Origin of the sequence: Curtobacterium sp. MCJR17_055 (assembly GCF_003224335.1) — a bacterium.
Lineage (GTDB): Bacteria > Actinomycetota > Actinomycetes > Actinomycetales > Microbacteriaceae > Curtobacterium.
The window spans coordinates 168,811-194,045 of the sequence record NZ_QKLF01000002.1 but is presented as its reverse complement, the minus strand read 5'-3'; the positions used below and the strand labels follow the sequence as shown (position 1 = coordinate 194,045).

Annotated in this window: 24 protein-coding genes; 22 read left to right on the top strand and 2 right to left on the bottom strand. The window is 69.1% G+C overall.

Going from position 1 to position 25,235, the window contains the following annotated elements; genetic code table 11:
- Window positions 1-127: 127 nt before the first annotated feature.
- Window positions 128-526 carry a VOC family protein gene (locus tag DEJ16_RS04985; RefSeq protein ID WP_110824267.1) on the bottom strand — a complete coding sequence of 133 codons (399 nt, stop codon included), beginning with the start codon at window positions 524-526 and terminating at the stop codon, window positions 128-130.
- A gap of 329 nt (window positions 527-855) precedes the next feature.
- Here DEJ16_RS04985 and DEJ16_RS04980 point away from each other — a divergent pair, with 329 nt between their 5' ends.
- The 20 genes from DEJ16_RS04980 to DEJ16_RS04885 all read left to right on the top strand — a co-directional run bounded on the left by DEJ16_RS04980 (window position 856) and on the right by DEJ16_RS04885 (window position 22,833).
- Window positions 856-2,526, top strand: coding sequence for a GspE/PulE family protein (locus tag DEJ16_RS04980; protein WP_110824266.1), 1,671 nt, complete (start codon window positions 856-858; stop codon window positions 2,524-2,526).
- 18 nt (window positions 2,527-2,544) lie between these two features.
- Window positions 2,545-4,158, top strand: a complete 1,614-nt coding sequence (locus tag DEJ16_RS04975) for a type IV pilus twitching motility protein PilT (RefSeq protein ID WP_309146405.1) — start codon at window positions 2,545-2,547, stop codon at window positions 4,156-4,158.
- Entirely contained in the window at window positions 4,158-5,381 is a 1,224-nt protein-coding gene (locus DEJ16_RS04970) for a type II secretion system F family protein (protein ID WP_110824265.1), read from the top strand. Before DEJ16_RS04975 ends, DEJ16_RS04970 begins: the two co-directional genes overlap by 1 nt.
- Window positions 5,382-5,573: 192 nt before the next feature.
- Window positions 5,574-6,011: a type IV pilin protein gene (locus DEJ16_RS16040; RefSeq protein ID WP_110824264.1), complete on the top strand. Its 438-nt coding sequence runs from the start codon at window positions 5,574-5,576 to the stop codon at window positions 6,009-6,011.
- A gap of 83 nt (window positions 6,012-6,094) precedes the next feature.
- Window positions 6,095-7,459, top strand: a complete 1,365-nt coding sequence (locus DEJ16_RS04960; protein WP_110824263.1) for a prepilin-type N-terminal cleavage/methylation domain-containing protein — start codon at window positions 6,095-6,097, stop codon at window positions 7,457-7,459.
- Window positions 7,456-8,145: a hypothetical protein gene (locus tag DEJ16_RS04955; RefSeq protein ID WP_146232819.1), complete on the top strand. Its 690-nt coding sequence runs from the start codon at window positions 7,456-7,458 to the stop codon at window positions 8,143-8,145. The genes DEJ16_RS04960 and DEJ16_RS04955 overlap by 4 nt, the downstream gene beginning before the upstream one ends.
- 13 nt (window positions 8,146-8,158) lie before the next feature.
- Window positions 8,159-9,994, top strand: coding sequence for a hypothetical protein (locus DEJ16_RS04950; RefSeq protein WP_110824261.1), 1,836 nt, complete (start codon window positions 8,159-8,161; stop codon window positions 9,992-9,994).
- Entirely contained in the window at window positions 9,991-10,848 is an 858-nt protein-coding gene (locus DEJ16_RS04945; RefSeq protein ID WP_258365827.1) for an A24 family peptidase, read from the top strand. The genes DEJ16_RS04950 and DEJ16_RS04945 overlap by 4 nt, the downstream gene beginning before the upstream one ends.
- Window positions 10,849-10,949: 101 nt before the next feature.
- A complete protein-coding gene (gene pilM / locus DEJ16_RS04940) occupies window positions 10,950-12,002 on the top strand; it encodes a type IV pilus assembly protein PilM (RefSeq protein ID WP_110824260.1) in 1,053 nt (350 codons plus the stop codon).
- Window positions 11,999-12,778: a hypothetical protein gene (locus DEJ16_RS04935; protein WP_110824259.1), complete on the top strand. Its 780-nt coding sequence runs from the start codon at window positions 11,999-12,001 to the stop codon at window positions 12,776-12,778. The genes pilM and DEJ16_RS04935 overlap by 4 nt, the downstream gene beginning before the upstream one ends.
- 1 nt (window position 12,779) lies before the next feature.
- Entirely contained in the window at window positions 12,780-13,517 is a 738-nt protein-coding gene (locus DEJ16_RS04930) for a hypothetical protein (protein ID WP_110824258.1), read from the top strand.
- A gap of 171 nt (window positions 13,518-13,688) precedes the next feature.
- Complete coding sequence (locus DEJ16_RS04925; protein ID WP_110824257.1) at window positions 13,689-14,447, top strand: hypothetical protein; 759 nt, start codon at window positions 13,689-13,691, stop codon at window positions 14,445-14,447.
- Between the two features lie 40 nt (window positions 14,448-14,487).
- On the top strand, window positions 14,488-14,943 hold the full coding sequence (locus DEJ16_RS04920) for a DUF6121 family protein (RefSeq protein ID WP_110824256.1): 456 nt from the start codon (window positions 14,488-14,490) through the stop codon (window positions 14,941-14,943).
- 75 nt (window positions 14,944-15,018) lie between these two features.
- A complete protein-coding gene (locus DEJ16_RS04915; protein ID WP_110824255.1) occupies window positions 15,019-16,179 on the top strand; it encodes a hypothetical protein in 1,161 nt (386 codons plus the stop codon).
- Between the two features lie 263 nt (window positions 16,180-16,442).
- Window positions 16,443-16,811, top strand: a complete 369-nt coding sequence (rpsL, locus tag DEJ16_RS04910; RefSeq protein WP_058728453.1) for a 30S ribosomal protein S12 — start codon at window positions 16,443-16,445, stop codon at window positions 16,809-16,811.
- A 5-nt stretch (window positions 16,812-16,816) separates the two neighbouring features.
- The gene (rpsG, locus tag DEJ16_RS04905; RefSeq protein ID WP_110824254.1) at window positions 16,817-17,287 is read left to right on the top strand and encodes a 30S ribosomal protein S7; all 471 of its coding nucleotides are present in this window, start codon (window positions 16,817-16,819) and stop codon (window positions 17,285-17,287) included.
- Window positions 17,288-17,375: 88 nt separating this feature from the next.
- Entirely contained in the window at window positions 17,376-19,490 is a 2,115-nt protein-coding gene (gene fusA / locus DEJ16_RS04900; RefSeq protein ID WP_110824253.1) for an elongation factor G, read from the top strand.
- 149 nt (window positions 19,491-19,639) lie between these two features.
- Window positions 19,640-20,827, top strand: a complete 1,188-nt coding sequence (gene tuf / locus DEJ16_RS04895) for an elongation factor Tu (RefSeq protein WP_110824252.1) — start codon at window positions 19,640-19,642, stop codon at window positions 20,825-20,827.
- 143 nt (window positions 20,828-20,970) lie between these two features.
- Window positions 20,971-21,948 (top strand): DNA topoisomerase IB, encoded by a 978-nt coding sequence (locus DEJ16_RS04890; protein WP_110824251.1) that lies wholly within the window; start codon window positions 20,971-20,973, stop codon window positions 21,946-21,948.
- Window positions 21,949-22,035: 87 nt separating this feature from the next.
- Window positions 22,036-22,833: a DarT ssDNA thymidine ADP-ribosyltransferase family protein gene (locus tag DEJ16_RS04885; RefSeq protein WP_110824250.1), complete on the top strand. Its 798-nt coding sequence runs from the start codon at window positions 22,036-22,038 to the stop codon at window positions 22,831-22,833.
- Window positions 22,834-22,911: 78 nt separating this feature from the next.
- Here the strand turns inward: DEJ16_RS04885 and DEJ16_RS04880 are convergent, their stop codons facing one another.
- On the bottom strand, window positions 22,912-23,709 hold the full coding sequence (locus tag DEJ16_RS04880; RefSeq protein WP_110824249.1) for a TrmH family RNA methyltransferase: 798 nt from the start codon (window positions 23,707-23,709) through the stop codon (window positions 22,912-22,914).
- Between the two features lie 549 nt (window positions 23,710-24,258).
- Between DEJ16_RS04880 and rpsJ the strand changes: the two genes are divergently transcribed.
- On the top strand, window positions 24,259-24,567 hold the full coding sequence (rpsJ, locus tag DEJ16_RS04875) for a 30S ribosomal protein S10 (protein ID WP_110824248.1): 309 nt from the start codon (window positions 24,259-24,261) through the stop codon (window positions 24,565-24,567).
- Between the two features lie 14 nt (window positions 24,568-24,581).
- The gene (rplC, locus tag DEJ16_RS04870; RefSeq protein ID WP_110824247.1) at window positions 24,582-25,235 is read left to right on the top strand and encodes a 50S ribosomal protein L3; all 654 of its coding nucleotides are present in this window, start codon (window positions 24,582-24,584) and stop codon (window positions 25,233-25,235) included.

Here is a 25,235-nt window from a genome sequence, read left to right as displayed (position 1 = left end):
CCTTCCCCGTTGTGGGCGGAGCCCGTTGTGGGCGGAGCCCGTTGTGGGCGGAGCCCGTTGTGGGCGGAGCCGGACGGGAGGCCCGGGGCGGCCCCGTCACGGGCCTCCCGGCCTGCCGTCTGGATTCCTAGACGGGGCGGTCGGCGCCGCTGTCGCGGCCGCCGGATCCGCGCCCGCGCTCGTCGGCGAGCGAGTACAGGTTGAGGACGTTGCCGTCCGGGTCGCGGACGTCGAACCAGTCGACCGCACCGTCGACACACTCGACCGGACCCACGTCGATGCCGAGCGCGGCGATCCGGGCGTGCTGGGCGGCCACGTCGTCGACGCCGAAGCGGACGGTCGCCGGGTTCTCGTCGGCATCGGGGTCCTCGAGGAGCTGGATCCAGATCCCGCCGACCTCGTACTCGGCGACGCCCTCGGTCGGTTCGAGGTCCGGCTCGAGTCGTTCGAACACCGCGCCGTACCAGAGGCAGGACGCCTCGAGGTCGGTGACGGGCAGCCCCACGGTCACGCTCGTGATGTCCATGCCTCATCATGGTCCCTGCTCACCGGGCGCGTCGAGGGGTCGCGACTTCCCCGCCACAGCCGGTCCTGCGCGCCGGCCGTGCACAGGAGGATCCGTTCGGGAACGCGACGCGATCGGTGGGGCTGATGCTGTCGGTCATGCGCGTTCGCCGTCACCTCGATACCCGTCGGTACCCCTGTTCTGGGTCCAGCAACAACTCCTCCGCCCCCTCCTTCTGGGACTGCTCCGGGAGCGTGCCCGGACGTAGCGTGGACGAGCGTCGTACCCCTGGCGGCGCGCATCGAACCACGCCGCTTCGGCGCGCCCGGCAGCAAGGAGGTACAGGGCTCATGGCAACCCTGTCCGAGATCCTCATCCTCAACGGTGCGCTCCCGATCGAGTACCTCGACGCCATGACCGGCCACGAGGACGTCGACGAGCAGGCGATCCGCTCGCTGGTCGAACAGGGCGTGGTGAGCGAGGCGCAGTACATCACCGCGCGCGCCGCCTCGCACAACTCGAAGACCGTCCCGCTCACCGACTACCCGGTCGACGGCACCGCGGTCTCGGTGCTGCCCGCACCGCTCTGCCGCCGGCACTCGGTCCTCGGGATCGGGTTCGAGGGGGAGACCCTCGTGCTCGCCATGGTGAACCCGGCGAACGTCCTGGCGATCGACGACGCCCGCGCGGCCTCCGGTCGCCCGATCAAGCCCCTGCAGGTCGACGAGCGCGACCTGCTCGCCGCGTTCGACCGGTACCTCCGTGCCGACGACGAGCTCAACGACCTCACCTCCTCGCTCGAGGAAGAGGCCTCGCGCTCGAACGAGCAGCAGGCGGACATCGGCGACGGCTCCCTGGACGACGTGCCGATCGTGCGCTTCGTGAACCTGCTCGTGTCCCAGGCGATCCAGGACCACGCGTCCGACATCCACATCGAGCCCGGCGAGCACGAGGTCCGGGTCCGCTACCGCATCGACGGCGTGCTGCACGAGATGACCCCGGCGCCGAAGAACATCCAGAACGGCGTCATCAGCCGGCTCAAGATCATGAGCGACATCGACATCGCCGAGCGTCGGAAGCCGCAGGACGGCCGTATGTCCGTGCGGCACGGTGGTCGGCAGATCGACCTGCGCGTGGCGACCCTGCCGACCGTGTGGGGCGAGAAGGTCGTCATGCGGATCCTCGACAACACGAACACGTCGTTGACCCTCAAGGACCTCAACCTGCTCGACCGCAACGCGGCGGCGTACCAGAAGTCCTACTCGAAGCCGTACGGCATGATCCTGGTCACCGGCCCGACCGGTTCCGGCAAGTCCACGACGCTGTACACGACGCTGAACGCCGTCGCGAAGCCGGAGATCAACGTCATCACGGTCGAGGACCCGGTCGAGTACCGGATGGCCGGCGTCAACCAGGTGCAGGTCAACCCGAAGGCCGGCCTGACGTTCGCGTCCGCCCTCCGCAGCATCCTCCGGTCCGACCCGGACGTCGTGCTCCTCGGTGAGATCCGCGACCACGAGACCGCGCAGATCGCGATCGAGGCGTCCCTCACCGGCCACCTCGTGCTCTCCACCCTGCACACGAACGACGCCCCCTCGGCCGTCACCCGCCTCACCGAGATGGACATCGAACCGTTCCTGGTCGGGTCCGCCCTCGACTGCGTCGTCGCCCAACGCCTCGCACGCAAGCTCTGCGACCGCTGCAAGGTGCCCGCCGTGTACGAGGCCGAGCAGCTGCACGCCCTCGGGTTCCTCGACGCGCCCGACGCCGCCGTCCCGGACTTCTTCGCTCCCCTCGGCTGCGCCGTGTGCTCGAACACCGGGTACCGCGGGCGCATCGCACTGCACGAGGTGATGACCGTCACGGAGGAGATCGAGCGGCTCGCCGTCGCCCGTGCCTCGAGCGCGGAGATCGGCCGTGTCGCCCAGCAGCAGGGCATGCTCACCCTCCGGATGGACGGGTGGGAGAAGGTCAAGCTCGGACTCACGAGCGTCGACGAGATCCTGCGCGTGGTCGCGTAGCCCCTGGAGGACGAGCAGATGACCGAGTCCGTCTACGACGTGACGCCCGCCAGCGACGAGCCGGTGGCCGGCTGGCACCCCGGGACGCCCGGCATGCCCGGTGTCGAGGTCGGCGGTCGCCGTGCCGCACGCCTCGCGCAGGCCGCGCAGGCGGCACCGACCTCGTACCCGCCCGCCGCGGCAGCCGGGCCGTCGGCGGCCGTCTACGACCTCGGCGACGACCTGACCGCGTGGTCCGCGCCGGTCGGGCAGCCCGTCGCCGTCCCCGTCGCGCAGCCGCAGGCCGTGCCGGCGACCCCGCCGGCCGCGGTCCCGCCGTCGACCGCCACCTACGGGTACGACCCGTACCAGGTGACCGAGCGCTTGCCGGTGGCGCCCGCGGCCGCGACCACGAGCCTCCCGAGCGTCGCGCCGCACGCGCCGACCCAGGTGGTCACGCCGACCGGCAGCCCCGAGATCAACTTCACCCGCCACGCGCGCGAGGTGGCCGACTCCGACCTCATCACCGCCCTCGCGCAGGTCGTCTACCAGGGCGCATCGGACCTGCACGTGACCGCGGACGCCCCGCCGACCGTGCGGGTCGACGGGTCGCTCCGACCCGCCGTGCCGGGAGGCCCGTGGGCCCGCAACAAGGTCATCGCCGCCCTCAAGACGCTCCTGTCGGGCGACCAGGCCGCGCAGTTCGACCAGGAGCAGGAACTCGACTTCGCGTACTCGCTGTCGCCGGAGTACCGCTTCCGCGTGAACTTCTACCAGCAGCGCGGCAACTGGGGAGCGGCCTTCCGCATCATCCCCACGAAGATCAAGACGCTGAAGCAGCTCGGGATCCCCGAGCACGTCGGGGAGTTCTCGAAGCTGTCCCGCGGGCTCGTCCTCGTCACCGGGCCGACCGGCTCGGGCAAGTCCACGACGCTCGCCGCGCTCATCGACCTCGTCAACGAGACCCGCGCCGACCACATCGTCACGGTCGAGGACCCGATCGAGTTCATGCACGAGCACAAGAAGGCGATCATCAACCAGCGGGAGGTCGGGGCGGACACCCACTCCTTCGCCCGCGCGCTCAAGCACGTCCTCCGCCAGGACCCGGACGTCATCCTCATCGGCGAGCTCCGCGACCTCGAGACGATCTCGGTCGCGCTGACCGCCGCCGAGACCGGCCACCTCGTCTTCGCGACCCTGCACACGCAGAGCGCTCCCGGCACGATCGACCGCGTCATCGACGTCTTCCCACCGCACCAGCAGGGGCAGATCCGCACGCAGCTCGCGGCGACGCTCGAAGGCGTCGTCTGCCAGACCCTCGTCCCGAAGGCGAACGGCACCGGGCGCATCGTGTCCACCGAGATCATGAAGACCACCCCCGCCATCGGCAACCTCATCCGCGAGGGCAAGACGTACCAGATCACCTCGGCAATGCAGGCGGGGCGGGACGCGGGCATGCACACCATGGACCAGGACCTGGCCGAACTGGTCAACGTCGGCACCATCACCCGCAAGGCGGCGCTCGAGAAGGTCCACGACCTCGAGGGCTTCGACCGGCTGGTGCAGCGCGTCGAATCACCGTCCGACGCGTCCGCCGACGCGATCGCCGCGAGCGGGATCGACTTCGGCGACAAGTTCTCCGGAGGTTACTGATGTCCCTCGCGTTCGACTACCGGGGCCGCGACGGCTCCGGCAAGCTCGTCAAGGGTCGGCTCGACGCCGCCTCCGAGGGGGCCGTCGTCCAGCGGCTCCGGGGGATGGGCGTCTCGCCGATCGCGATCACCGAGGCCAAGGCCGGCACGGGCCTGCAGACCGAGATCAAGATCCCCGGCTTCGAGAAAGGCGTCGGCCTCAAGGACCTCGCGGTCATGGCGCGGCAGGCGTCGACGATGCTGTCGTCGGGGTTGTCCCTGCTGAAGACGCTCGGGATCCTCGCGGACCAGACCGAGAACAAGAAACTCAAGGGCATCCTCCAGAAGGTCCGCGACGAGGTCGAGCAGGGTGTCTCCTTCTCGGACGCCGTTGGTCGCTACGAGGCCGACTTCCCGCCGATCATGATCAACATGATCCGCGCGGGGGAGACCGGCGGGTTCCTCGACCAGGCGATGGACTCGATCGCGACGAACTTCGAGAAGGAGCACAAGCTCCGCACGACGATCAAGTCGGCCATGACCTACCCGGTCGTCGTGCTCATCATGTCGCTCGCCGCGGTGGCGATCATGCTGATCTTCATCGTGCCGATCTTCCAGGACATGTTCTCCAACCTGGGGGGAACCCTCCCGCTGCCGACGATGCTGCTCGTCTACGCGTCCCGCTCGATGAAGTTCGTCTTGCCGGTCCTCATCCCGTTGGTGATCGTGGCCTGGCTCTGGTGGCGCGCCAACAAGAACTCGGTGAGGGTTCGCTCGTTCTTCGACCCGATCAAGCTCCGCGTGCCGGTGTTCGGCGCGTTGAACCGGAAGATCGTCATCGCCCGGTTCTCCCGTAATCTCTCGAACATGATCGCCGCGGGCGTGCCGATCCTCCAGGGCCTGCAGATCGCCGGTCAGGTCTCCGGGAACATCGTCATCGAGAATGCAACTGCGCGCGTTTCCGAATCGGTACGGAAAGGCACGACGATCGCCGAACCGCTCGCCGAGGAAGATATCTTCCCGAGCATGGTGGCGCAGATGGTCTCCGTCGGTGAAGACGCTGGTTCCCTCGAGGTCATGCTCGAGAAGATCGCGGTGTTCTACGACGCGGAAGTCGAAGCGACGACCGAGGCGCTGACGTCCCTGATCGAGCCACTCCTGATCGCGTTCCTCGGCGTCGTCGTCGGCGGCATGATCGTCGCGCTCTACCTGCCGATCTTCCAGATCACCACCCTGGTCAAGTAGGCAGGGCGCTTTTCATGACCCCCGATCGTGGGGAAGTCAGGTCATTCTTGACCCCGGTAGTGGGGGTGTTTCCCTGCACTTTGACCCCCGTTCTCGGGATTATGGCCGAGAAATCCGCTCAATACGATGGATGACGGCGGCAGCACGGCCCCGAATGATTTCTCCTCACATTCTCAATCGATTGGAAATGCAATGTACTTTGCACTCCTGGGCAAGCTGAACGCTCGCCGGCAGAACCTCGCCGCTGACAAGGAAAAGGGCTTCACGCTCATCGAGCTCCTCGTCGTGGTCATCATCATCGGCATCCTCGCCGCGATCGCCATCCCGGTGTACGTGGGTGTGCAGAACAACGCGAAGGAGTCCGCGGCGAAGTCGGACCTGACGAACGCCAAGACCGCCGTCGTGACGTACTTCACGCAGAACAACAAGAACCCCGCGAACCTCACGTCGCTGTCGGAACAGGGCTACCCGAACCCGACGTCCACCTACACGACTCCGGGTACCGCTCCCGCCTTCGTCTCGGGCGCCAACGGCACGGACGGCAAGTTCTGCCTGAAGGCGGTCAGCAACAACAACAAGTCGTTCTACGTGACGCAGGACAGCGGCGTCTCCGAGACCGTCTGCTCCTGATCTGATCCGCGGCGGCGGGCTCGCGACCTCCCGGGTCCGAGCCCGCCGCCGTTCCACTGCCCGCGACCCGAAGGGAGACGACGATGCGGCGCATCAGTTTCCTCCTCCAGTCGGCGCGCGAGCGGCAGGACGGCTTCACCATCATCGAGGTGATGGTCGCGATGACCGTGTTCGCGATGATCGCAGCAGGGGTCGCCGCGGGCATCGTCTCGAGCATCTACCTGACGCAGGACAATCGCTCGCGCGAGGCTGCGCTCAACCTCGCCACGCAGGAGATCGACCGGGTGCGGAGCGTCAAGGACGTCTTCACCGTGACCAACTCGTCGAGTCCGGCGCAGGTCGGTGGGCAGCAGTACACCGTCACCCGATCGGTGAACTGGATCACGTCCACGGGCTCCGACAACACATGCGGAGCGGGAGACGGTGTCCTCGCCTACAAGCGCGTCAACGTCCAGGTCGCGTGGTCGAACGGAACGTCGAGCAAGCAGCGGTCCGTCGACATCGACACGCTGGTCGCGCCACCGACATCGGTCGCGAGCAACACGAGTTCGACGATCGTCATCGCTGTCTCGACGGCGAACGGTGCGCCCAACACCGATGCGACGGTCACCGTCAGGCCGGTGGGAGGCGGTGCTGCGCTCCCGCCCGAGCAACCGGCTCCGACCGACGCCAACGGGTGCTCCTACGCCGTCGACGTGAAGCCGGGGACCTACGAGGTCTCGGTCTCGAAGAGCGGGAACACCGACGAGGACTTCGCTTCCACCGCGTCGAAGCAGGTCGCCACCGTCGCTGGCAGTGTGGCCAGCCAGTCGTTCGTGCTCGACCAGCCGGCATCGGTCACGCTGCAGTACGCGGCGAACGCCAGGGCCGGGAGCAACCCGAAACTGCCGAGCGGTCTTTCCGCGTCCTTCGTCCGCGGTCAGACGGTGACGACGGTGACGTCCTCGCAGACGAGGGTGTTCCCCTACGGCTACGACGTCTACGCGGGCAAGTACGACAAGAGGACGTGCGCCAACGTCAACCCCTTGGCGTGGTCGATCCCCACGACGTCGAACCTCATGGTGGACGCGGCGAGTGTCCCCACCGGGGTCGGCGGTGTCGCGGGTGACTCCAGCACGGTCAAGATCCCGATGGGCCTGATCGACGTGAAGCTCGTGGGCTCCGACACCGTCCTGGTCGCGACGCCGACTCCCGGGCCGGGCACCGCGAACGACCCCGGGTGCACGACCCAACCGGCAACCACCTACACCTTCACCGGGCTGGATTCGAGGACCGCGACGACCATCGCCCTGCCGTACGGGGCCTTCCAGTTCAAGGAGGGGACGTCCGCGGCAGCGCTCGGGCCGAACACTCCCGTCTTCGCCGCTTCCGCCGGAGCGACGAACGTCAACGTGACGGTCTCCGGACGCACGGTGCTCTTCGATCCCCGGACGAAGGGTGCACCGTGACGCGGCGGTGGAGGGAGCTGCGTCGACGGTTGCTCGCCGAGGAGCGCGGCATCAGTCTCGTCGAACTCATCGTGGCCATGACCCTCAGCATCCTCATCCTGACGGTCGCAGGGTCCTTCCTCGTGTCGGCGCAACGCGCGTCGGTGACGGCTCGAGCGGTCAACGACAACACGCGTACGGCAGCAGCAGCGATGAACGAGATGACCCGGATCCTGCGATCGGCGACGAACAACGCGGTGTCGACGGGTGACGAACCGCAGTACGCCTTCCAGTACGCGAGTGCGACCAGCGTCCGCTTCTTTTCCTACGTCAACACGGACTCGACGGCGTCGCGGCCCGTGCTGGTGCAGCTCACGCTGGATCCGGTCCGACGATCGATCACCGAGACGAAGTGGGCGGGCACCCAGGTGGGTGCGAGTGATTACTACACCTTCCCCCTGGCGTCGACGCCGTCCTTGAGTGCGACGCCCGTGTCGACCCGCACGCTGGCGACGTCGGTCGTGTCCACGAGGGCCTTCACGTTCACCAACGCGGCAGGCGCTCCGCTCGGTTCGATCGACGCCCCCCTCAGTGCAACCGACCTGACCAACGTCCGACGCGTTGCGATCACCATCACCGCGGGGACGGACGTGTCCGACCGCCGCGCAACGACGTTGACGAACAGCGTCAGCCTCGCGAACCTCTGATCGGAGCCTCATCGTGATCCGGATCCTCCATACGCTGCGTGCTCGCGACGACGAGCGCGGCGTCGCACTCGTCGCGGTCGTCGGCGTGGGCATGGTGGTCATGATGCTCGTCGCGACGCTCGTCGCGGTCTCGTCGAGCGGAGCGCGACTCACCACGAACGACCGGGACTGGGCACGTGCCGCAGCCGCGGCGTACGCGGGCATCGCGGACTACCAGGCCCGTCTCAACGCGGACAACTCGTACGGGACCCACGGCGAGGAGGCCGCTCCGTTCAGCAGGGACAGCGGGAGCAAGTTCTCCGACGGCCCCGGTGGCAATCCGGCCTTCGGGTACCGGCCCGAAGACCGTTGGGTGGACGTTCCCGGGCGCGACGGCACTCCGAGTGGTGGCTCCTACCGGTACGCGGTCGACAACTCGAAGCTCACGTCGCAGGGCGCCATCCGTGTGCAGTCGACGGGGCGGGCTGGTTCGACGACACGGACGTTCATCGCGAACGTCCGACCGGACGGCTTCTCGAACTACCTGTACTTCACGAACTACGAGTCGCAGGACCCCTCCGTGAGCAACGAGACGGTCAACTCCACCTGCGGCGGCCAGCAGTGCAAGGTCCCCTGCACCAGCGAGTACCGGCCGTTCGCCGTCGGGACCACCTGCCAGTACATCCAGTTCGCGGCACGGGACCTGCTCGAAGGCCCGGTGCGGTCGAACGACCAGTTCCGGATCTGCGGCGCGACCTTCCAGGGCACCGTGCAGAGCGTGTACGGCTGGACCAAGGCAGGGTGCACCGGTACGACGCCGACCTTCGCGAGCAACCCCACGACGAGTTCGACGCTCACGCCGCCGGCCACCATCGCGGATCTCCGCGACTACACGCGCGAGGACCTCCGGTCGACGACGGACACGCCCGAGGGCCCGGGCTGCCTCTACACCGGTCCCACGAAGATCACCTTCCTCGGCGGGGGGAAGGCCAACATCGTCTCGCCGATGACCGTGAAGACGTGGGTGAAGGGAGCAGCCGAACAAGCGGGCGGCTTCCTGACGGGAGGCAGCCAGCCAGCCCGTTGCGGGGACGTCGACCAGCTGCACACCCCCGCCGGCGCGACGATCGACATCCCGAAGAACAACCTCATCTACGTGCAGAACGAACCGGCCGTCCGGTCGCGCGGCGGCCAGGACCCCAATCTCTGGAGCAGCTCGGAGTACAAGCGGGAGTCCACCGCGTGTGACGTCACGACGCGCGCCAGCACGGCCACGTCGCTGCCGTCGAACGGGGTGGGGTTCCCCGAAGTCGGCAGCACCAACGAAGCAGACCCGACAGCGGGCCTCGGCAACACCGTGACCGATCCGTACGGTTGCGACAACGGTGACGTCTTCGTGAAGGGCACGGTGGACAAAGCGGTGACCGTCGCTGCGGAGAACTACCTGTACGTCACCGGCGACATCACCTACCCCGCGACCCGGTCGGCGTCGACGGTCCTCGGGCTGATCGGACAGCGTGCAGTGTGGGTCTGGAACCCCGTCAACCAGGCCAGGCAGCCCTACAAGCCGGCCAACCGCCGGATCGACGCGGCGATCCTCGCGAACGACGGCACGTTCGCGGTGCAGAACTACACGCTCGGGTCCTCCCGGGGAACGCTGACCGTGAACGGATCGATCGCGCAGAACTTCCGTGGGGCGGTGGGGACCGGGAGCGGGGCGAGCGGGTACTTCAAGGACTACGCCTACGACCCGTCCCTCGCCACGTACACCCCACCGAAGTTCCCACAACCGACGATCACGACCTACCGCGTCGCGACGCAGCTCGAGTCCCGCACCGCCTACACCGCATCGGGGGCAGCGGTACCGTGACGATCTCGGCAGCCGCTCCTGTCCTGGTCGTGCTCGTCGGTGTCCTGGGCATCGTCGTGGGGTCGTTCCTGAACGTGGTCGTCCACCGCGTCCCCGCCGGACTCTCCGTCGTCCGGCCGGCCAGCGCGTGCCCGCGGTGTGGGCACGCGATCCGTCGTCGCGACAACGTGCCCGTCCTGTCGTGGCTCGCACTGCGGGGGCGTTGCCGGGACTGCGGCGTCCGTATCCCGAAGCGGTACCCACTGGTCGAGGCGGCGACGGGCGGGCTCTTCGTGGTCGTCACGCTCCTCTTCCTCACCGCGCCCTGGTCGCCTGCGACCGGTGGCGCAACGGGAGCGTCAGCGGACGTCCACGTGCTCGTCGTGCTCGTCGCGTACCTGTACCTGATGGCGATCAGCCTGGCGCTCGCGCTCATCGACCTCGACACCCACACATTGCCGAACCGGATCGTGCTGCCGGCCTCCGTGGTGATGCCGGTGCTGTTGCTCACGGCATCCGTCCTGTCCGGCGACTGGGCAGCGTTGGGGCGGGGCGCGGTCGGAGCGGTGGTCCTCGGCGGGGCCTACCTGGGACTCGCCGTGGCGGTGCCCGGCGGTATGGGGTTCGGGGACGTGAAACTCGCCGTCGTGCTCGGGCTCGCCCTGGCGTACCTCGGATGGGGACCCCTCGCAGTGGGTTCTTTCGGCGCGTTCCTCCTCGGCGGTATCTTCGCCATCGCCCTGGTCGCCGTGCGGCGAGCCGGACGGCGGAGCGGGATCCCGTTCGGCCCCTGGATGCTCGTCGGCGCCTGGCTCGGGATCGCGTTCGGTCCACCGCTCTGGGCGATGTACCTCGGGCTCCTCGGGCTCTCGTGATCAGCCCCCGATCGCGAACCCACCAAGTCCTCCCGGCGTCCCGCCCGGGCATGCACCATCCTCCGCAGAGCTCCTCCGCGGCGGCACGGAAGGAGGCCGTCATGGCCAAGAGCATCGTCGGCGTCGACATCGGCGCGGCTTCGATCCGCGCTGTCGAGGTGCAGGACGCAGACCGGGCGAAGCCGGTGATCCTCCGCTTCGCCGAGGTGCCGGTGCCCGAGGGATCCACGCGGCAGGGAGAGGTGGTCGAGCCCAACACGGTCGCGGCCGCACTCCGTCAGCTGTGGTCCGTCGGGAAGTTCCGGTCGCGCGACGTCGTCCTCGGGATGGGGAACCAGCGCGTGCTCTCCCGTGACCTGACCGTGCCGAAGGCTCCGCTGGCGCAGATCAGGGAATCGCTGCCGTTCCAGGTCCAGGACATGCTGCCGGTCCCGGTCGTGGACGCGATCCTCGACTTCTACCCGACCTCGGAAGGGACGAGCGAGAACGGTCCGACGGTCAGCGGTCTCCTGGTCGCCGCCGTGAAGGACGCGGTCCTCGCGAACGTGCGCGCGGTCCAGACCGCCGGCCTCAACCCGGTCGCGGTCGACCTCATCCCGTTCGCCCTCGCACGCGTCCTCTCGCCATCGCAGCGGAGCGGGACCACGGCCATCGTCGAATGCGGCGGCAACACCACCACGGTCGTGGTCGTCACCGACGGCGTGCCGAAGTTCGTGCGCATCATCCCCACCGGAGGCGAGGACGTGACCCGGCTCCTGGCCGGCCGTCTCGAGGTCCCCGCATCCGCGGCGGAGTCCGTGAAGCGTCACTTCGGCATGGACTCGACCCGTGCGCGGACCCGCGACGACGCCCTTGCGGTCGCCGCGGTCCGGGAGACGGTCGGAGAGCTGCTCGCGAGCCTCCGGAACACGATGAACTACTTCGTGAACACCCACCCGTCCGAGCCCGTCGGCGAGGTCCTGCTGGTCGGCGGTGCGGCTGAGCTGCCGGGCTTCGCGTCGGCGCTCGCGGAGGCCACCGGCTTGCCCGTCCGACGCGGCGAGCCGTTCACCCACGCCGGGCTCGCGAAGTCGATCCGCCCAGAGGACCTCCAGACGCACGGCTCGTCGATCACCGTGGCGTGGGGGCTCGCAGTCGGAGGGAAGGCAGCATGAGCGAGGCGAAGATGAAGCAGCCGCGGTTCGCCGGGGCCCGTGGGCGCTCGAGTGTGAGCCCGGAGCGCCGTGTCGTCGAGGAGACCGCGCAGCGGTCGAAGCGCCAGCCCCGACGAGGGGCCGGCAACGGTCCGGTCGTCGGTGCCCGTCCGCGCGCGGACCTCCTGCCGACCGAGGTGCTGGTCCACCGGCGTGAGCGACGGGTCGTCGGTCGTCTCTGGGCGGGGGTCGTGGTCGTCGCGGTGGCGGTCGGCATCGGCATCGGAGGCGCTTCCCTCGTGGCGACCCGAGCGACGGACGACCTCGCGAACGCACAGGCGCAGACGCTCTCGCTGCTGCAGCAGCAGGCGCAGTACAAGGAAGTGCGGACGACCGAGTCCTCGACGTCGCTCCTGGAGTCCGCGCAGGCGGTCGGAGGGTCGACCGAGATCGCGTGGGGGCCGTACCTGCACGAGGTTCGGGCGTCCCTCCCCGAGGGCGTCGTGATCAACGGCGTCGGCGTGGACTCGGCTTCCCCGCTCGAGCCGTACGCGCAGACCGATGCACCCCTGCAGGGCAGGCGGGTCGCCACGCTGACGCTCGACGCGATCAGCCAGACGTTGCCGACCGTGCCGGACTGGCTCGAGTCCGTCCGGTCGTTGGACGGCTTCGTCGACGCGAACGTCAACTCGGTGACGCTCGAGGAGACGAGCGGCCACTACACGGTCAACATGACCATCCACGTCGACGAGCGAGCATTCGACGGCAAGTACCTCCCGCAGAAGAAGGGGGAATGACATGACCCGGAACCGCCTCAACATGGTCCTGGCCGTGCTCGCCATGGTGGTGGTCGCGGCTGCGGGCTTCTTCCTCGGCGTGCAACCCCAGCTCAGCCGTGCGGCGACCGACGGTGCCCAGCAGGCGACCGTCGAGCACGAGAACGCGGTGAAGTCCGGCGAGCTCGCCCGCTTGCGGCAGCAGGCGAAAACCCTGCCCGAGATGCGGACGGCACTCGCCGAGTTGCAGGCCTCCGTGCCGTCGTCGGACCGCATGTCGGCGTTCTACGACGAGGTCGACCAGGCAGCGACGACGGCAGGCGTCACGGTCTCGACGATCACCACCTCGGACGCGACCGCCTACATCCCGCCGGTCACCGAGGCGGCGTCGACCGCGACCGACGGGGCCGAGCCGGCGGCGCCGTCCACTACGACCCCCACGCCGTCCGCATCGGCCACGCCCACGCCGCCGGGCGTCACGACCGACGCGCGGATCACCGGGGAGAACTTCTCCGTCATCCCCGTCACGGTGTCGGTGGACGGCTCGTTCGACCAGGCGATGTCCTTCGCGACCGAGGTGCAGGACCTGTCCCGGCTGTACCTCGTGACGTCGATCACGTCCTCCGCCTCCGAACCGTCGGCGGAGTCCACCGAGACGTCCTCCACGACCTGGAACTTCAGCGGCTACGTCTACGTCCTCGACGTCGACGTCGACGCCGACGCGTCGGCGACGACCGCGGCGTCCGGCGACGCGGGCTGAACCCGACTCCACCGAACGCCCCCCGGAAGGGGTCCCGCCGCCACGCCGGACCCGCTTCCGCCGGGGCGTTCCGTGCCTCTACGATGCTGCTCGGGCCCGCGCTCGCGGCTGCCCATCTCCCTCTCGGACGTCCCTCGGAACGGGCGTCCCTCGTCGTGCCCGGAGTCGCTCGTGTTGGTCGGTGTCGTGGAGTTCCTCGGCTGGTTCGGGGCCGGAACGGTCCTCGTCGGGTACGTCCTCTTCTCGCTCGGGAAGATCGCGAACGGCCCGGTGTACCAGCTGTTCAACCTGGTCGGTGGCGTCGCGATCGCGGTGAACGTGGCGGCGCACCATGCCGTCCCCTCGACGATCGTGAACAGCATCTGGGCGGCCGTGGCGGCAGTGGTCCTCGCGCGCATGGTCGTCCGCCGCCGACGGGGCACGTCGGCCGGCGTGCAGCCGGCTCCGGAGCTGCACGCGGAACCCCCGACCACGACGGCGGTCCTGCCGGTGGTCGGCCCGGCCCTCCGCGACCACCAGCCGGAGGCGGACCACCGCTCCGATGCGGACCACCGCTCCGAGGTGAACCACCGCTCTGGGGTGGACCACCGCTCCGAGGCGGACCAGCAGCCGGAGCCCGACCAGCCGGAGACCGGCCACCGGCCCGACGGGCCCCTCGACGAGGCCGCGCCCACGGGCCTCCCGGCCGGCCGCACGACGGGCACGGAGGCCACGAGCACAGACGCCACGAGCACAGACGCCACGGGCACGGACGCCACGGGCACCGCCGCCACGGGCACCGACGCGCCCGCTCCGATGACGGAGACGGTGCCGGTCATCACGGCGACCATCGCCCTCGCGCTCGTCCAGGCGGCACACCAGCAGCACGCGGCCCAGCAGGAGGCCGCGCAGCAGCAGACCACGCAGCCGGAACCCGCCGACGCCCCGTAGCTGCCGGACCCGGACCGACGCGGAGCGCTACGATCGGCGCATGTCCCGGTGGTTGGTGGCGACGATGGCGTCGGTCCTCTTCATCGCGCTCGTCATCGCCGTGACGGGCTTCGAGGCCCTGCTCGCCGACGTCGAGGCGATCCGGCAGCCGGACGCCACCCCCTACCTCGGGCCGGCGATGGTCGTCGGCGCCGGTGTCGCCGTGTTCCTCGCGACCGCGATGGGCGCCCGCGAGGGGAACCCCGTCGTCACCGGACTCGTCGCCGCGGCGACGACGTACCTCGTCATGCTCGGCGTGGGCGCGGTCGGCTACGCCCTCGTCCGGTCCGACGCCGCGGAACTGCTCGTCTTCCCGGCGGGCTACGCCCTCAGTCCGTTCGTGGTCGGTGGGGTCGTCGTGGCGCTCGTCACGGTCGTCGGCGGCATCTCCGCGGTCCGGTGGCAGGGCCCCCGCCCACAGGGGCAGCAGTCGTCGCCGATTCGTCCACAGGACTGACGGGAGGCCCGGCCCGCGTCCGCCGCGTTCGGTACGATTCCGGGACGAGCTGAACGACGGCGCCTTGGGGGACTCATGACGGACGCACCTGACGACTCGCGGGGCTGGGAATCGGTGCCGGGGGCAGACACCCTCCGCGGCGACCGTGCGCTGCCCGCGGTGATGACCGCCGGCCCGACCGCGTCTGCCCCGGGGTACGCGGCCGGTCGACCTCGCCGCGGACTCCGGAAGGGTGCGGTGATCGGCATCGTCGCCGGAGCCGCAGCGCTCGTGCTCCTCGTGGTCGCGGGCGGCATCGGGTGGTCGGTCGGGTCGGACAGCCACTCCGCGGACCGCCCCGTGCAGGCGTTCCTGCAGGACGTCGAGGGCGGTCGCCTCACGGACGCGCTCGACGCCGCCGGCATCGACCGCGACGACGACGACGTCCTCCTCACCGACGCCGCCTACGCGCAGGCGAACGACAAGATCACCGCCCACCGGATCACCTCGGTCGACCAGGGCGACGACCGCGCGACCGTGCACGCGCTGCTGACCCAGGCCGGTCGGAGCGTGCCGGCCACGTTCGAACTCGAGCGCACCGGGACGGACTGGGGTGTGTTCCCCGTCTGGGAACTGCAGCCGCCGTCCCTCGGCTCGGTCGAGGTCGTCGTGCAGGGACCGACCGACAGCACCGTCCGGGTCGCCGGAGCGGAGGCGACGACCGGTGACCTCGGCGCGGTCGCACTGCGGGCGTTCCCCGGCTCGTACGAGGTGTCGTCCGAGGGCGGCAAGTGGTTCGCCGCCGATGCCTCGACGGCCGCCGTGCGGGGGTTCGGGACGCCCGGGACCCCGGTCGTGCTCGCCACGACCCTGACGGACGCCGGCCAGCAGGCCGCCACGAAGGCCGTCGACTCCTGGGTGGACGGCTGCGTCGCGGCCCAGACGGCCACGCCCGACGGCTGCAGCTTCTACGCCTACGGGGAGAACCCGGCGAACACCTACACGAACCAGAAGTGGACACTCGACGCCAGGCCGTCGGTCGGCGTCGGCGACTGGTCCTCGAGGGGATGGCTCGTCGAGACCCGCGCTCCGGGGTCGGCGACGTTCACCGCGGAGTTCACCGGTCCGAACGGTCGTGGGACCGCGACGGCCGGGCCGATCGACGTCAACGCGTCCGGCTGGATCACCGGCTTCGGGGACGACGGCGCCACCTTCGTCCCGGCGGTCGCGAACGGCCAGACCGACTCCGGCTCCTGACCGCCCTCGTCCCGCGTCCCCGGGCGGTTCTCGCCCGGGGCGAACGGGCCGCCGTCGGGCCCACCGTGGATTGATTTCAGCGGGCGTGGCGGCTAGGCTCTCCCGGGTGTGCGCCTTCGGGCGCGCCCAGATCCTGCAGGCCTCCGGCCTCCTGATCACTCCATCCCCCATCTCCCTCCGCCGTCAGGCGGTGGTCCGCGTGGGATGAGGAAGCCGACGGACCGCGTCGGCCAGAGAGCACGAGCGAAGAACCAGGAGAACAGTTGCCTACCATCCAGCAGCTCGTTCGCAAGGGTCGTACGCCGAAGGTCGTCAAGACCAAGGCGCCCGCCCTGAAGGCGAACCCCCAGCAGCGTGGCGTGTGCACCCGCGTCTACACCACCACCCCGAAGAAGCCGAACTCGGCACTGCGCAAGGTCGCTCGTGTCAAGCTCTCGAACGGCACCGAGGTCACGGCCTACATCCCCGGTGAGGGCCACAACCTCCAGGAGCACTCGATGGTGCTCGTCCGCGGCGGTCGTGTGAAGGACCTCCCGGGTGTGCGCTACAAGATCATCCGTGGTGCCCTGGACACCCAGGCCGTCAAGAACCGTAAGCAGGCCCGCAGCCGCTACGGTGCGAAGAAGGGTTGAGTTAGATGCCTCGTAAGGGTCCCGCCCCGAAGCGCCCCGTCGTCGCCGATCCGGTCTACGGCGCCCCCGTCGTCAGCCAGCTCGTCAACAAGATCCTCCTCGACGGCAAGAAGGGCCTCGCCGAGCGCATCGTCTACGACGCACTCGAAGGGGTCTCCTCCAAGAACGGCCAGGACGCCGTCACGACGCTCAAGAAGGCGCTCGACAACGTCCGTCCGACCCTCGAGGTCCGCAGCCGCCGCGTCGGTGGCTCGACCTACCAGGTCCCGGTCGAGGTCAAGCCGCACCGTGCGAACACGCTCGCGCTGCGCTGGCTGACCTCGTACGCCAAGGCCCGTCGCGAGAAGACGATGACCGAGCGTCTCATGAACGAGATCCTCGACGCGTCGAACGGTCTCGGTGCCGCGGTCAAGCGCCGTGAGGACACCCACAAGATGGCCGAGTCGAACAAGGCCTTCGCGCACTACCGCTGGTAGTCATCCGGCACCGTCCGGGTGCCTCGGTCAACAGCCGCGGCACTCGGACGGCCGCCACCCTCTCCTACAACTCTCTCGGAGGAACCCTGTGGCACAGGACGTGCTCACCGACCTGAACAAGGTCCGCAACATCGGCATCATGGCGCACATCGACGCCGGCAAGACCACGACCACCGAGCGCATCCTGTTCTACACGGGCATCACGCACAAGATCGGTGAAGTCCACGACGGCGCAGCCACCATGGACTGGATGGCGCAGGAGCAGGAGCGCGGCATCACGATCACGTCGGCCGCGACGACGTGCTTCTGGGACAACAACCAGATCAACATCATCGACACCCCGGGTCACGTGGACTTCACGGTCGAGGTGGAGCGTTCGCTCCGCGTCCTCGACGGTGCGGTCGCCGTCTTCGACGGCAAGGAGGGCGTCGAGCCCCAGTCCGAGACCGTGTGGCGTCAGGCGGACAAGTACAACGTCCCGCGCATCTGCTTCGTCAACAAGATGGACAAGCTCGGTGCGGACTTCTACTTCACCGTCGACACGATCATCAACCGCCTCGGTGCGGAGCCGCTCGTGCTCCAGCTCCCGATCGGTGCCGAGAACGACTTCGTCGGCGTCATCGACCTGATCGAGATGCACGCCAAGGTCTGGCCGGGCGATGCCAAGGGTGACGTCACCATGGGCGCCCAGTACGAGGTCCAGGAGATCCCCGCGGACCTCAAGGACCGTGCCGAGGAGTACCGCGCGAAGCTCGTCGAGCGTGTCGCGGAGACCGACGACGCACTGCTCGAGAAGTACTTCGGCGGCGAAGAGCTCTCCAAGGACGAGATCAAGGCCGCGATCCGCAAGCTGACGATCAACTCCGAGGTGTACCCGATCCTCTGCGGCTCGGCGTTCAAGAACCGTGGCGTGCAGCCGATGCTCGACGCGGTCATCGACTACCTGCCGTCGCCCCTCGACGTCCCGCCGATGATCGGCCACGACGTCAAGGACGAAGAGGTCGAGATCATCCGCAAGCCGGAGGCCTCCGAGCCCTTCTCCGCGCTCGCGTTCAAGGTCGCGGTGCACCCGTTCTTCGGTCGCCTCACCTACGTCCGCGTGTACTCCGGTCACATCGACTCCGGTGCCCAGGTCATCAACTCGACCAAGGGCAAGAAGGAGCGCATCGGCAAGATCTTCCAGATGCACTCCAACAAGGAGAACCCGGTCGACTCGGTCACCGCCGGTCACATCTACGCGGTCATCGGCCTCAAGGACACGACCACGGGAGACACCCTGTGCGACCCGTCGAACCAGGTCGTCCTCGAGTCGATGACGTTCCCGGAGCCGGTCATCGAGGTCGCGATCGAGCCGAACACCAAGGCCGACCAGGAGAAGCTCTCCACCGCGATCCAGAAGCTCGCCGAAGAGGACCCGACGTTCCGCGTCGAGCTCAACGCCGAGACCGGTCAGACGACGATCAAGGGCATGGGCGAGCTCCACCTCGACATCCTCGTCGACCGCATGAAGCGCGAGTTCAAGGTCGAGGCGAACGTCGGCAAGCCGCAGGTGGCCTACCGCGAGACCCTGACCAAGGTCGTCGAGCGCTACGACTACACCCACAAGAAGCAGACCGGTGGTTCCGGTCAGTTCGCGAAGGTGCAGATCGCGCTCGAGCCGATGCCCGTCACCGCCGAGAAGGTGTACGAGTTCGAGAACGCCGTCACCGGTGGTCGCGTTCCGCGCGAGTACATCCCGTCGGTCGACGCCGGTATCCAGGACGCGATGCAGGTGGGCGTGCTCGCCGGCTTCCCGACCGTGGGTGTCAAGGCGATCCTCAAGGACGGCGCGGCGCACGACGTCGACTCGTCCGAGATGGCGTTCAAGATCGCCGGTTCGATCGCGTACAAGGAAGCGGCCCGCAAGGCCGGTCCGGTGCTGCTCGAGCCGATCATGGCCGTCGAGGTCCGTACGCCCGAGGAGTACATGGGCGACGTCATCGGCGACCTGAACTCGCGTCGCGGTCAGATCTCCGAGATGACCGATGCGTCGGGCGTCAAGGTGGTCCGCGCGAGCGTCCCGCTGTCCGAGATGTTCGGGTACGTGGGCGACTTGCGCTCCAAGACCTCTGGTCGTGCTGTCTTCTCCATGGTGTTCGAGACCTACAACGAGGTCCCGCGCAACGTGGCGGACGAGATCATCCAGAAGAGCACCGGGGCCTGACGCTCCCGCGTCATCCCCAGGCGAGGGTGCCCGGCGACGGGCCCCTCGTCACCAAGTAAAGTAGAGACACACACACCGCGCGCCAACAGCGCAGGGCCGACCAAGGTCCTGCCGGGGGCGACGCATCCGAGTCCTGAGGAGGACCCACAGTGGCCAAGGCCAAGTTCGAGCGGACCAAGCCGCACGTCAACATCGGAACCATCGGTCACGTCGACCACGGCAAGACCACGCTCACGGCGGCGATCACCAAGGTTCTGCACGACCAGTACCCGGACCTCAACGAGGCCCGTGACTTCGCGCAGATCGACAACGCTCCCGAAGAGCGCCAGCGCGGCATCACGATCAACATCTCGCACGTCGAGTACCAGACCGACAAGCGCCACTACGCGCACGTCGACGCTCCTGGTCACGCCGACTACGTGAAGAACATGATCACCGGTGCGGCCCAGATGGACGGCGCGATCCTCGTGGTCGCCGCCACCGACGGTCCGATGCCCCAGACGCGTGAGCACGTCCTGCTCGCCCGTCAGGTCGGCGTCCCCTACATCGTCGTCGCCCTCAACAAGGCCGACATGGTGGACGACGAGGAGATCCTGGAGCTCGTCGAGCTCGAGGTCCGCGAGCTCCTCGGCTCGCAGGAGTTCGACGAGGACGCCCCCGTCGTGCAGGTCTCGGCGCTCAAGGCGCTCGAGGGCGACGAGAAGTGGGTCAAGTCCGTCCAGGACCTGATGTCCGCCGTCGACGAGAACGTCCCGGACCCGGTGCGCGCCACCGACCAGCCGTTCCTCATGCCGATCGAGGACGTCTTCACGATCACCGGTCGTGGAACCGTCGTCACCGGCCGTGTCGAGCGCGGTGAGCTCGACATCAACTCCGAGGTCGAGATCGTCGGCATCAAGGCGACCCAGAAGACCACGGTCACGGGCATCGAGATGTTCCGCAAGCTGCTGGACAAGGCAGTCGCCGGTGACAACACCGGTCTGCTCATCCGTGGCCTCAAGCGCGAGGACGTCGAGCGCGGCCAGGTCGTCGTGAAGCCGGGTTCGGTCACGCCGCACACCGAGTTCACCGCGAACGCGTACATCCTGAACAAGGAAGAGGGCGGTCGTCACAACCCGTTCTACGCGAACTACCGTCCGCAGTTCTACTTCCGCACCACGGACGTCACCGGCGTCATCACGCTGCCCGAGGGCACCGAGATGGTCATGCCCGGTGACACCGTCGCCATGACCGTCGAGCTGATCCAGCCGATCGCCATGGAGGAGGGCCTCCGCTTCGCCATCCGTGAGGGTGGTCGTACGGTCGGCGCCGGTACGGTCGAGAAGATCATCAAGTAACTCCGGTTGCTCCACGAGAGCGGGGTCGGGCCTTCGGGTCCGGCCCCGCTCTTCGTGGTCTCCGCACCGGGCGAGGCGGCAGAGGGCGCCCGCGGGGTACGTTCCTGCAGCGTCCGGCAGCGCCGAGGGTGTTGCATCGGGTCGTGACACGTCTGCGCCGTTCCTCGACCAAGGGTCGCGGGTACCACCGCGTCCGCAGCGGCAAGGGCTTCTCCTACCGCGACCCGTACGGCACCACGGTCTCCGACCCGGAGGTGCGTCAGCGGCTCGAGGACCTCGTCATCCCGCCCGCGTGGGACGACGTCTGGATCTCGCCGTACGAGAACGGCCACATCCTGGCCACCGGCATCGACGGTGCCGGTCGCCGGCAGTACATGTACCACCCGTCGTGGCGCGACCGGATGGACAAGATCAAGTACGACCGGGCCCTCGCGCTGGCCGAGTCGCTCCCGGCCGCCCGGCGGATGGTGACCCAGGACCTGCGCCGACCGGACCCGGACCGCCGTCGCGCACTGGCCGCAGCCTTCCGGATGCTCGACCAGGGCTCGCTCCGCGTCGGGTCGGAGCGGTACGCCACGGAGCACGGCAGCCACGGCCTGTCGACACTCCTCTGCTCGCACGCCCACATCTCCGGGGACGACATCGAGCTCGGCTTCCCCGGCAAGAGCCACCAGGCGTGGTCCTCGACGATCCACGACGCCGACCTCGCCCGTGTCCTGGTGGGGATGAAACGGCGGGGGGCGAACGCTCGGCTGCTCTCTTTCCGCGAGCGGCGGGGGGACGAGTGGCAACCGGTGACCGCGGAAGACATCAACGCCTACGTGAAGGAGCGTGCCGGGGATGAGTTCACGGCGAAGGACTTCCGCACGTTGCACGGCACGGTCGCGGCCGCGGTCGACCTGGCCCAGACCGGTGTCCTGTCGAGCCAGGCGAAGCGCAAGAAGGCGATCTCGCACGCGGTGAAGGCCGCGAGCGAGGTCCTCGGCAACACGCCGACCGTCGCCCGCCAGAGCTACATCGACCCCCGGTTGCTCGATGCGTACGAGCACGGCGAGACCATCGACCCGGCCCGGTTGCACGCCGCCGAGTCCGAGGTCCGGGCCCTGCTCTACCGGCAGTGACGTGATCGGTCGCCCGCGGTTCCCGGATGACGTAGCGTTGGTCGTCGTGCCCGCCCACCCCACGAGGCACGGAAGGACCCATCAGTCGTGACCGACGAGTGCATCCACGGTTTCCCCATCGAGCTCTGCGACATCTGCTCCCCACGGCAGCGTGACCCGGAGACCATCACCAAGACCCCGACGCCACGACGCACGCGTGTGACGACGTCGTTGCGGTCCGCCCCGACGAACGCCAACGGGAAGGCCGTCGAGCCGACGTTGCCCGCCACCCGCGACTTCGCGGCGCTGCGTGCGCACCACGTCACGCACGTCGACAACCTCGCCTCGATCCTCGCCGAGGGCGCGATCCTCGCCGCCGACCGCGCGACGCCCTCCGTCGACGTCAGCTCCGCCGCCACCCGGGAGGCCCGTGGCGCGGCGCTCGCACCCGACGGTTCCAGCGTGGCCGGGCACGTGCCCTTCACGCTCTCGCCGGACGCGCGCCGGTGGGACGAACTCCGCTCCGGCGCGGAGGAGGACCGCTGGTCGGACGCGGCCAGGCGCACGCGTGCGACGGAGTTCGTCGTCCTCGTCGTCCCGACCACCGCGTTCGGTGCGTCGGTGATCCTGGCGGACACGGACGCCGAGGACCCGGACGTCCGCTTCGCCGTCGGCCCGGAGGCGGCCACGAACCTCCTCCGTCGCACCGACATCACGGACCCGTCCATGCACGGGGTCGAGCTGCTCGCCGGCCCGCAGGTGCCGCTGTCGTCGGTCGCGCTCGTGGGCGTGCCGAACGACCGCGTCCGGCAGCAGGTGAAGGCCGTCTTCGCCGAGCAGGGCGGACCGTCGCCCCGTGTCGCGGTGTTCCCGCCGTGGTTCGTGCCGCCGCTCCCCGAGGACTGACGCCGCTCGCGACGCTCATGCCACGCAGGACGCCCCGGTTCCCCGAGTGGGAGCCGGGGCGTCCTGCGTGCCGTCGGGTCAGGGACGTCGACGGGAGCGGGCGTAGAGCACGATGCCGGCGACGACGGAGACGTTGAGCGACTCCACCCGGCTGTCGATCGGCACCGACACCGTCTGCGTCGCGAGGTCCTGCAGGACGTCCGACGCCCCGGTCTTCTCGGCGCCGAGCAGCAGGGCGACGTCCTCCTCGAGGTCCCCGAGCGACTCGGGGGAGAGGGAGCCGTCCATGTCGACGTCGACCACGCGGAGCCCGGACTCGCCGAGCCACCGGGCGACGCGCTCGCGGGTCTCGAGCAGGACCGGCACCGAGAACACGTGGCCGCGGCTGGCGCGCACGACACGACGGTCGGCGATCGTGGGGAGGTCGCTGTCGACGAGCACGACGCCCCGTGCACCGAGGCCGACGGCCGTGCGCACGATGGCACCGATGTTGCCGACGATCTTCACGCCGTCCAGGACGAGCACGTCCCCGGTGCCCTCGGCGAGGGCGGAGAAGCGGGCCGGTGCCGGGACGTTCGCGACGCCGAAGACCTTCGGACGCTTCTCGGAGCGGAACACCTTGGTCAGGACGGCCGGGTCGACGAGCCGTACCGGCACCCCGTGCTCGGTGCAGAGGGCGGCGAGGTCGGCGGGGAACTCCCGGATCGAGTCGCCGTACACCTCGACGAAGCGGACGCCGGCGCGGAGGGCCTGCACGAGGGGCTCGAGGTCCTCGACGATCGCGGTGCGGACGGCGCCGCGCGCCGGCTTCGCGAGGTCGGCGAGACGCTGCACCGCGGGGTCGGACTGGTCGGTGAGCACTTCGGGTTCCGGCATGCGCGAAGGCTAGCAGCGGCGCGGGACGCCGCCCCGGGAGCGGCCGCCGACCGACCGTCCGGCGTGCGTCGACCCGACCGCTGCGGGCGGGCCTCCAGGCGGTGGGTCGGGACGCTGAGGAGCCCGGTACGACGGACCCGGGAGGCCCGGAGGGCCGTGTCCGACACGCCGGTACGATCGCGACACGCCCGGGTTGCACCGACGCGGGGCCTATGGGAGACTTGTCCGGTTCCGAAATTCCGCGGGCGTTCGCGCCCGCAGGGTCACTGCTCTGGCAGTGCACAACCCCCTTGTGAAGCAGGGCTGGGTTGGGCCGCAGGCAGCAGAACACGATCGTCATCCTCGAGCACCACGGCGCAGCAGTGCCGGGTGCGGGTGACGACATGTCCGCGCGGGTGGCCCAGGCCCTCGCGCGGTTGACAGGAGAACAGCGGTCATCCCCTCCGGGCGGAGCCGGTGGTTCACGTAAACAGCCGGGCACGCGACAGCGGAGTCCCGGCGGCGTCAGGCGGCCTGCGGGTGCGCGGCGCAGAGAGGACAGGAAAACACATGGCGGGACAGAAGATCCGCATCCGGCTCAAGTCGTACGACCACGAGGTCATCGACACGTCGGCCCGGAAGATCGTCGACACGGTGACCCGTGCCGGTGCGACCGTGGTCGGCCCGGTGCCGCTCCCCACCGAGAAGAACGTGATCCCCGTGATCCGTTCTCCCCACAAGTACAAGGACTCGCGCGAGCACTTCGAGAAGCGCACGCACAAGCGGGTCATCGACATCGTCGACCCGACGCCGAAGGCCGTCGACTCGCTCATGCGACTCGACCTCCCGGCGGACGTCAACATCGAGATCAAGCTGTAAGGGGGCTGGAACTCATGGCGAACTCAACCAAGACCGTCAAGGGCCTCCTCGGCAAGAAGCTCGGGATGACCCAGGTGTGGGACGAGAACAACAAGTTCATCCCCGTCACCGTGATCGAGGTCGGCCCGAACGTGGTCACCCAGATCCGCAACGTCGAGCGCGACGGCTACGAGGCGATCCAGATCGCCGCGGGCCAGATCGACCCCCGCAAGGTGAACAAGCCGGCCGCCGGCCACTTCGAGGCCGCCGGGGTCACCCCGCGCCGCACCCTCACCGAGATCCGGACGAACGACTCCGCCGAGTACTCGCTCGGCCAGGAGCTCACGGTCGACCTGTTCGAAGCGGGCCAGAAGGTCGACGTCGTCGGCACCAGCAAGGGCAAGGGCTTCGCCGGTGTCATGAAGCGTCACAACTTCGCCGGTGTCTCCGCCTCGCACGGTTCGCACCGCAACCACCGCAAGCCCGGTTCGATCGGCGCCTCCTCGACCCCGTCGCGTGTCTTCAAGGGCATGCGCATGGCCGGTCGGATGGGTGGCGACCGCGTGACCGTCCTCAACCTCACGGTCCACGCCGTCGACGCCGAGAAGGGTCTGCTGCTCGTCAAGGGCGCCGTCCCCGGTGCTCGTGGCCGTTCCGTCTTCGTCCGCACCGCCGTGAAGGGTAAGTGA

Coding starts and splice junctions, on each gene's coding strand:
- pilM (WP_110824260.1), top strand. CDS start 10,950: ATGGCCAAGAGCATCGTCGGCGTCGACATCGGCGCGGCTTCGATCCGC.
- DEJ16_RS04970 (WP_110824265.1), top strand. CDS start 4,158: ATGTCCCTCGCGTTCGACTACCGGGGCCGCGACGGCTCCGGCAAGCTC.
- DEJ16_RS04930 (WP_110824258.1), top strand. CDS start 12,780: ATGACCCGGAACCGCCTCAACATGGTCCTGGCCGTGCTCGCCATGGTG.
- DEJ16_RS04915 (WP_110824255.1), top strand. CDS start 15,019: ATGACGGACGCACCTGACGACTCGCGGGGCTGGGAATCGGTGCCGGGG.
- DEJ16_RS04935 (WP_110824259.1), top strand. CDS start 11,999: ATGAGCGAGGCGAAGATGAAGCAGCCGCGGTTCGCCGGGGCCCGTGGG.
- DEJ16_RS16040 (WP_110824264.1), top strand. CDS start 5,574: ATGTACTTTGCACTCCTGGGCAAGCTGAACGCTCGCCGGCAGAACCTC.
- DEJ16_RS04960 (WP_110824263.1), top strand. CDS start 6,095: ATGCGGCGCATCAGTTTCCTCCTCCAGTCGGCGCGCGAGCGGCAGGAC.
- DEJ16_RS04975 (WP_309146405.1), top strand. CDS start 2,545: ATGACCGAGTCCGTCTACGACGTGACGCCCGCCAGCGACGAGCCGGTG.
- rplC (WP_110824247.1), top strand. CDS start 24,582: ATGGCGAACTCAACCAAGACCGTCAAGGGCCTCCTCGGCAAGAAGCTC.
- DEJ16_RS04980 (WP_110824266.1), top strand. CDS start 856: ATGGCAACCCTGTCCGAGATCCTCATCCTCAACGGTGCGCTCCCGATC.
- DEJ16_RS04920 (WP_110824256.1), top strand. CDS start 14,488: ATGTCCCGGTGGTTGGTGGCGACGATGGCGTCGGTCCTCTTCATCGCG.
- DEJ16_RS04880 (WP_110824249.1), bottom strand. CDS start 23,709: ATGCCGGAACCCGAAGTGCTCACCGACCAGTCCGACCCCGCGGTGCAG.
- rpsJ (WP_110824248.1), top strand. CDS start 24,259: ATGGCGGGACAGAAGATCCGCATCCGGCTCAAGTCGTACGACCACGAG.
- rpsG (WP_110824254.1), top strand. CDS start 16,817: ATGCCTCGTAAGGGTCCCGCCCCGAAGCGCCCCGTCGTCGCCGATCCG.
- DEJ16_RS04985 (WP_110824267.1), bottom strand. CDS start 526: ATGGACATCACGAGCGTGACCGTGGGGCTGCCCGTCACCGACCTCGAG.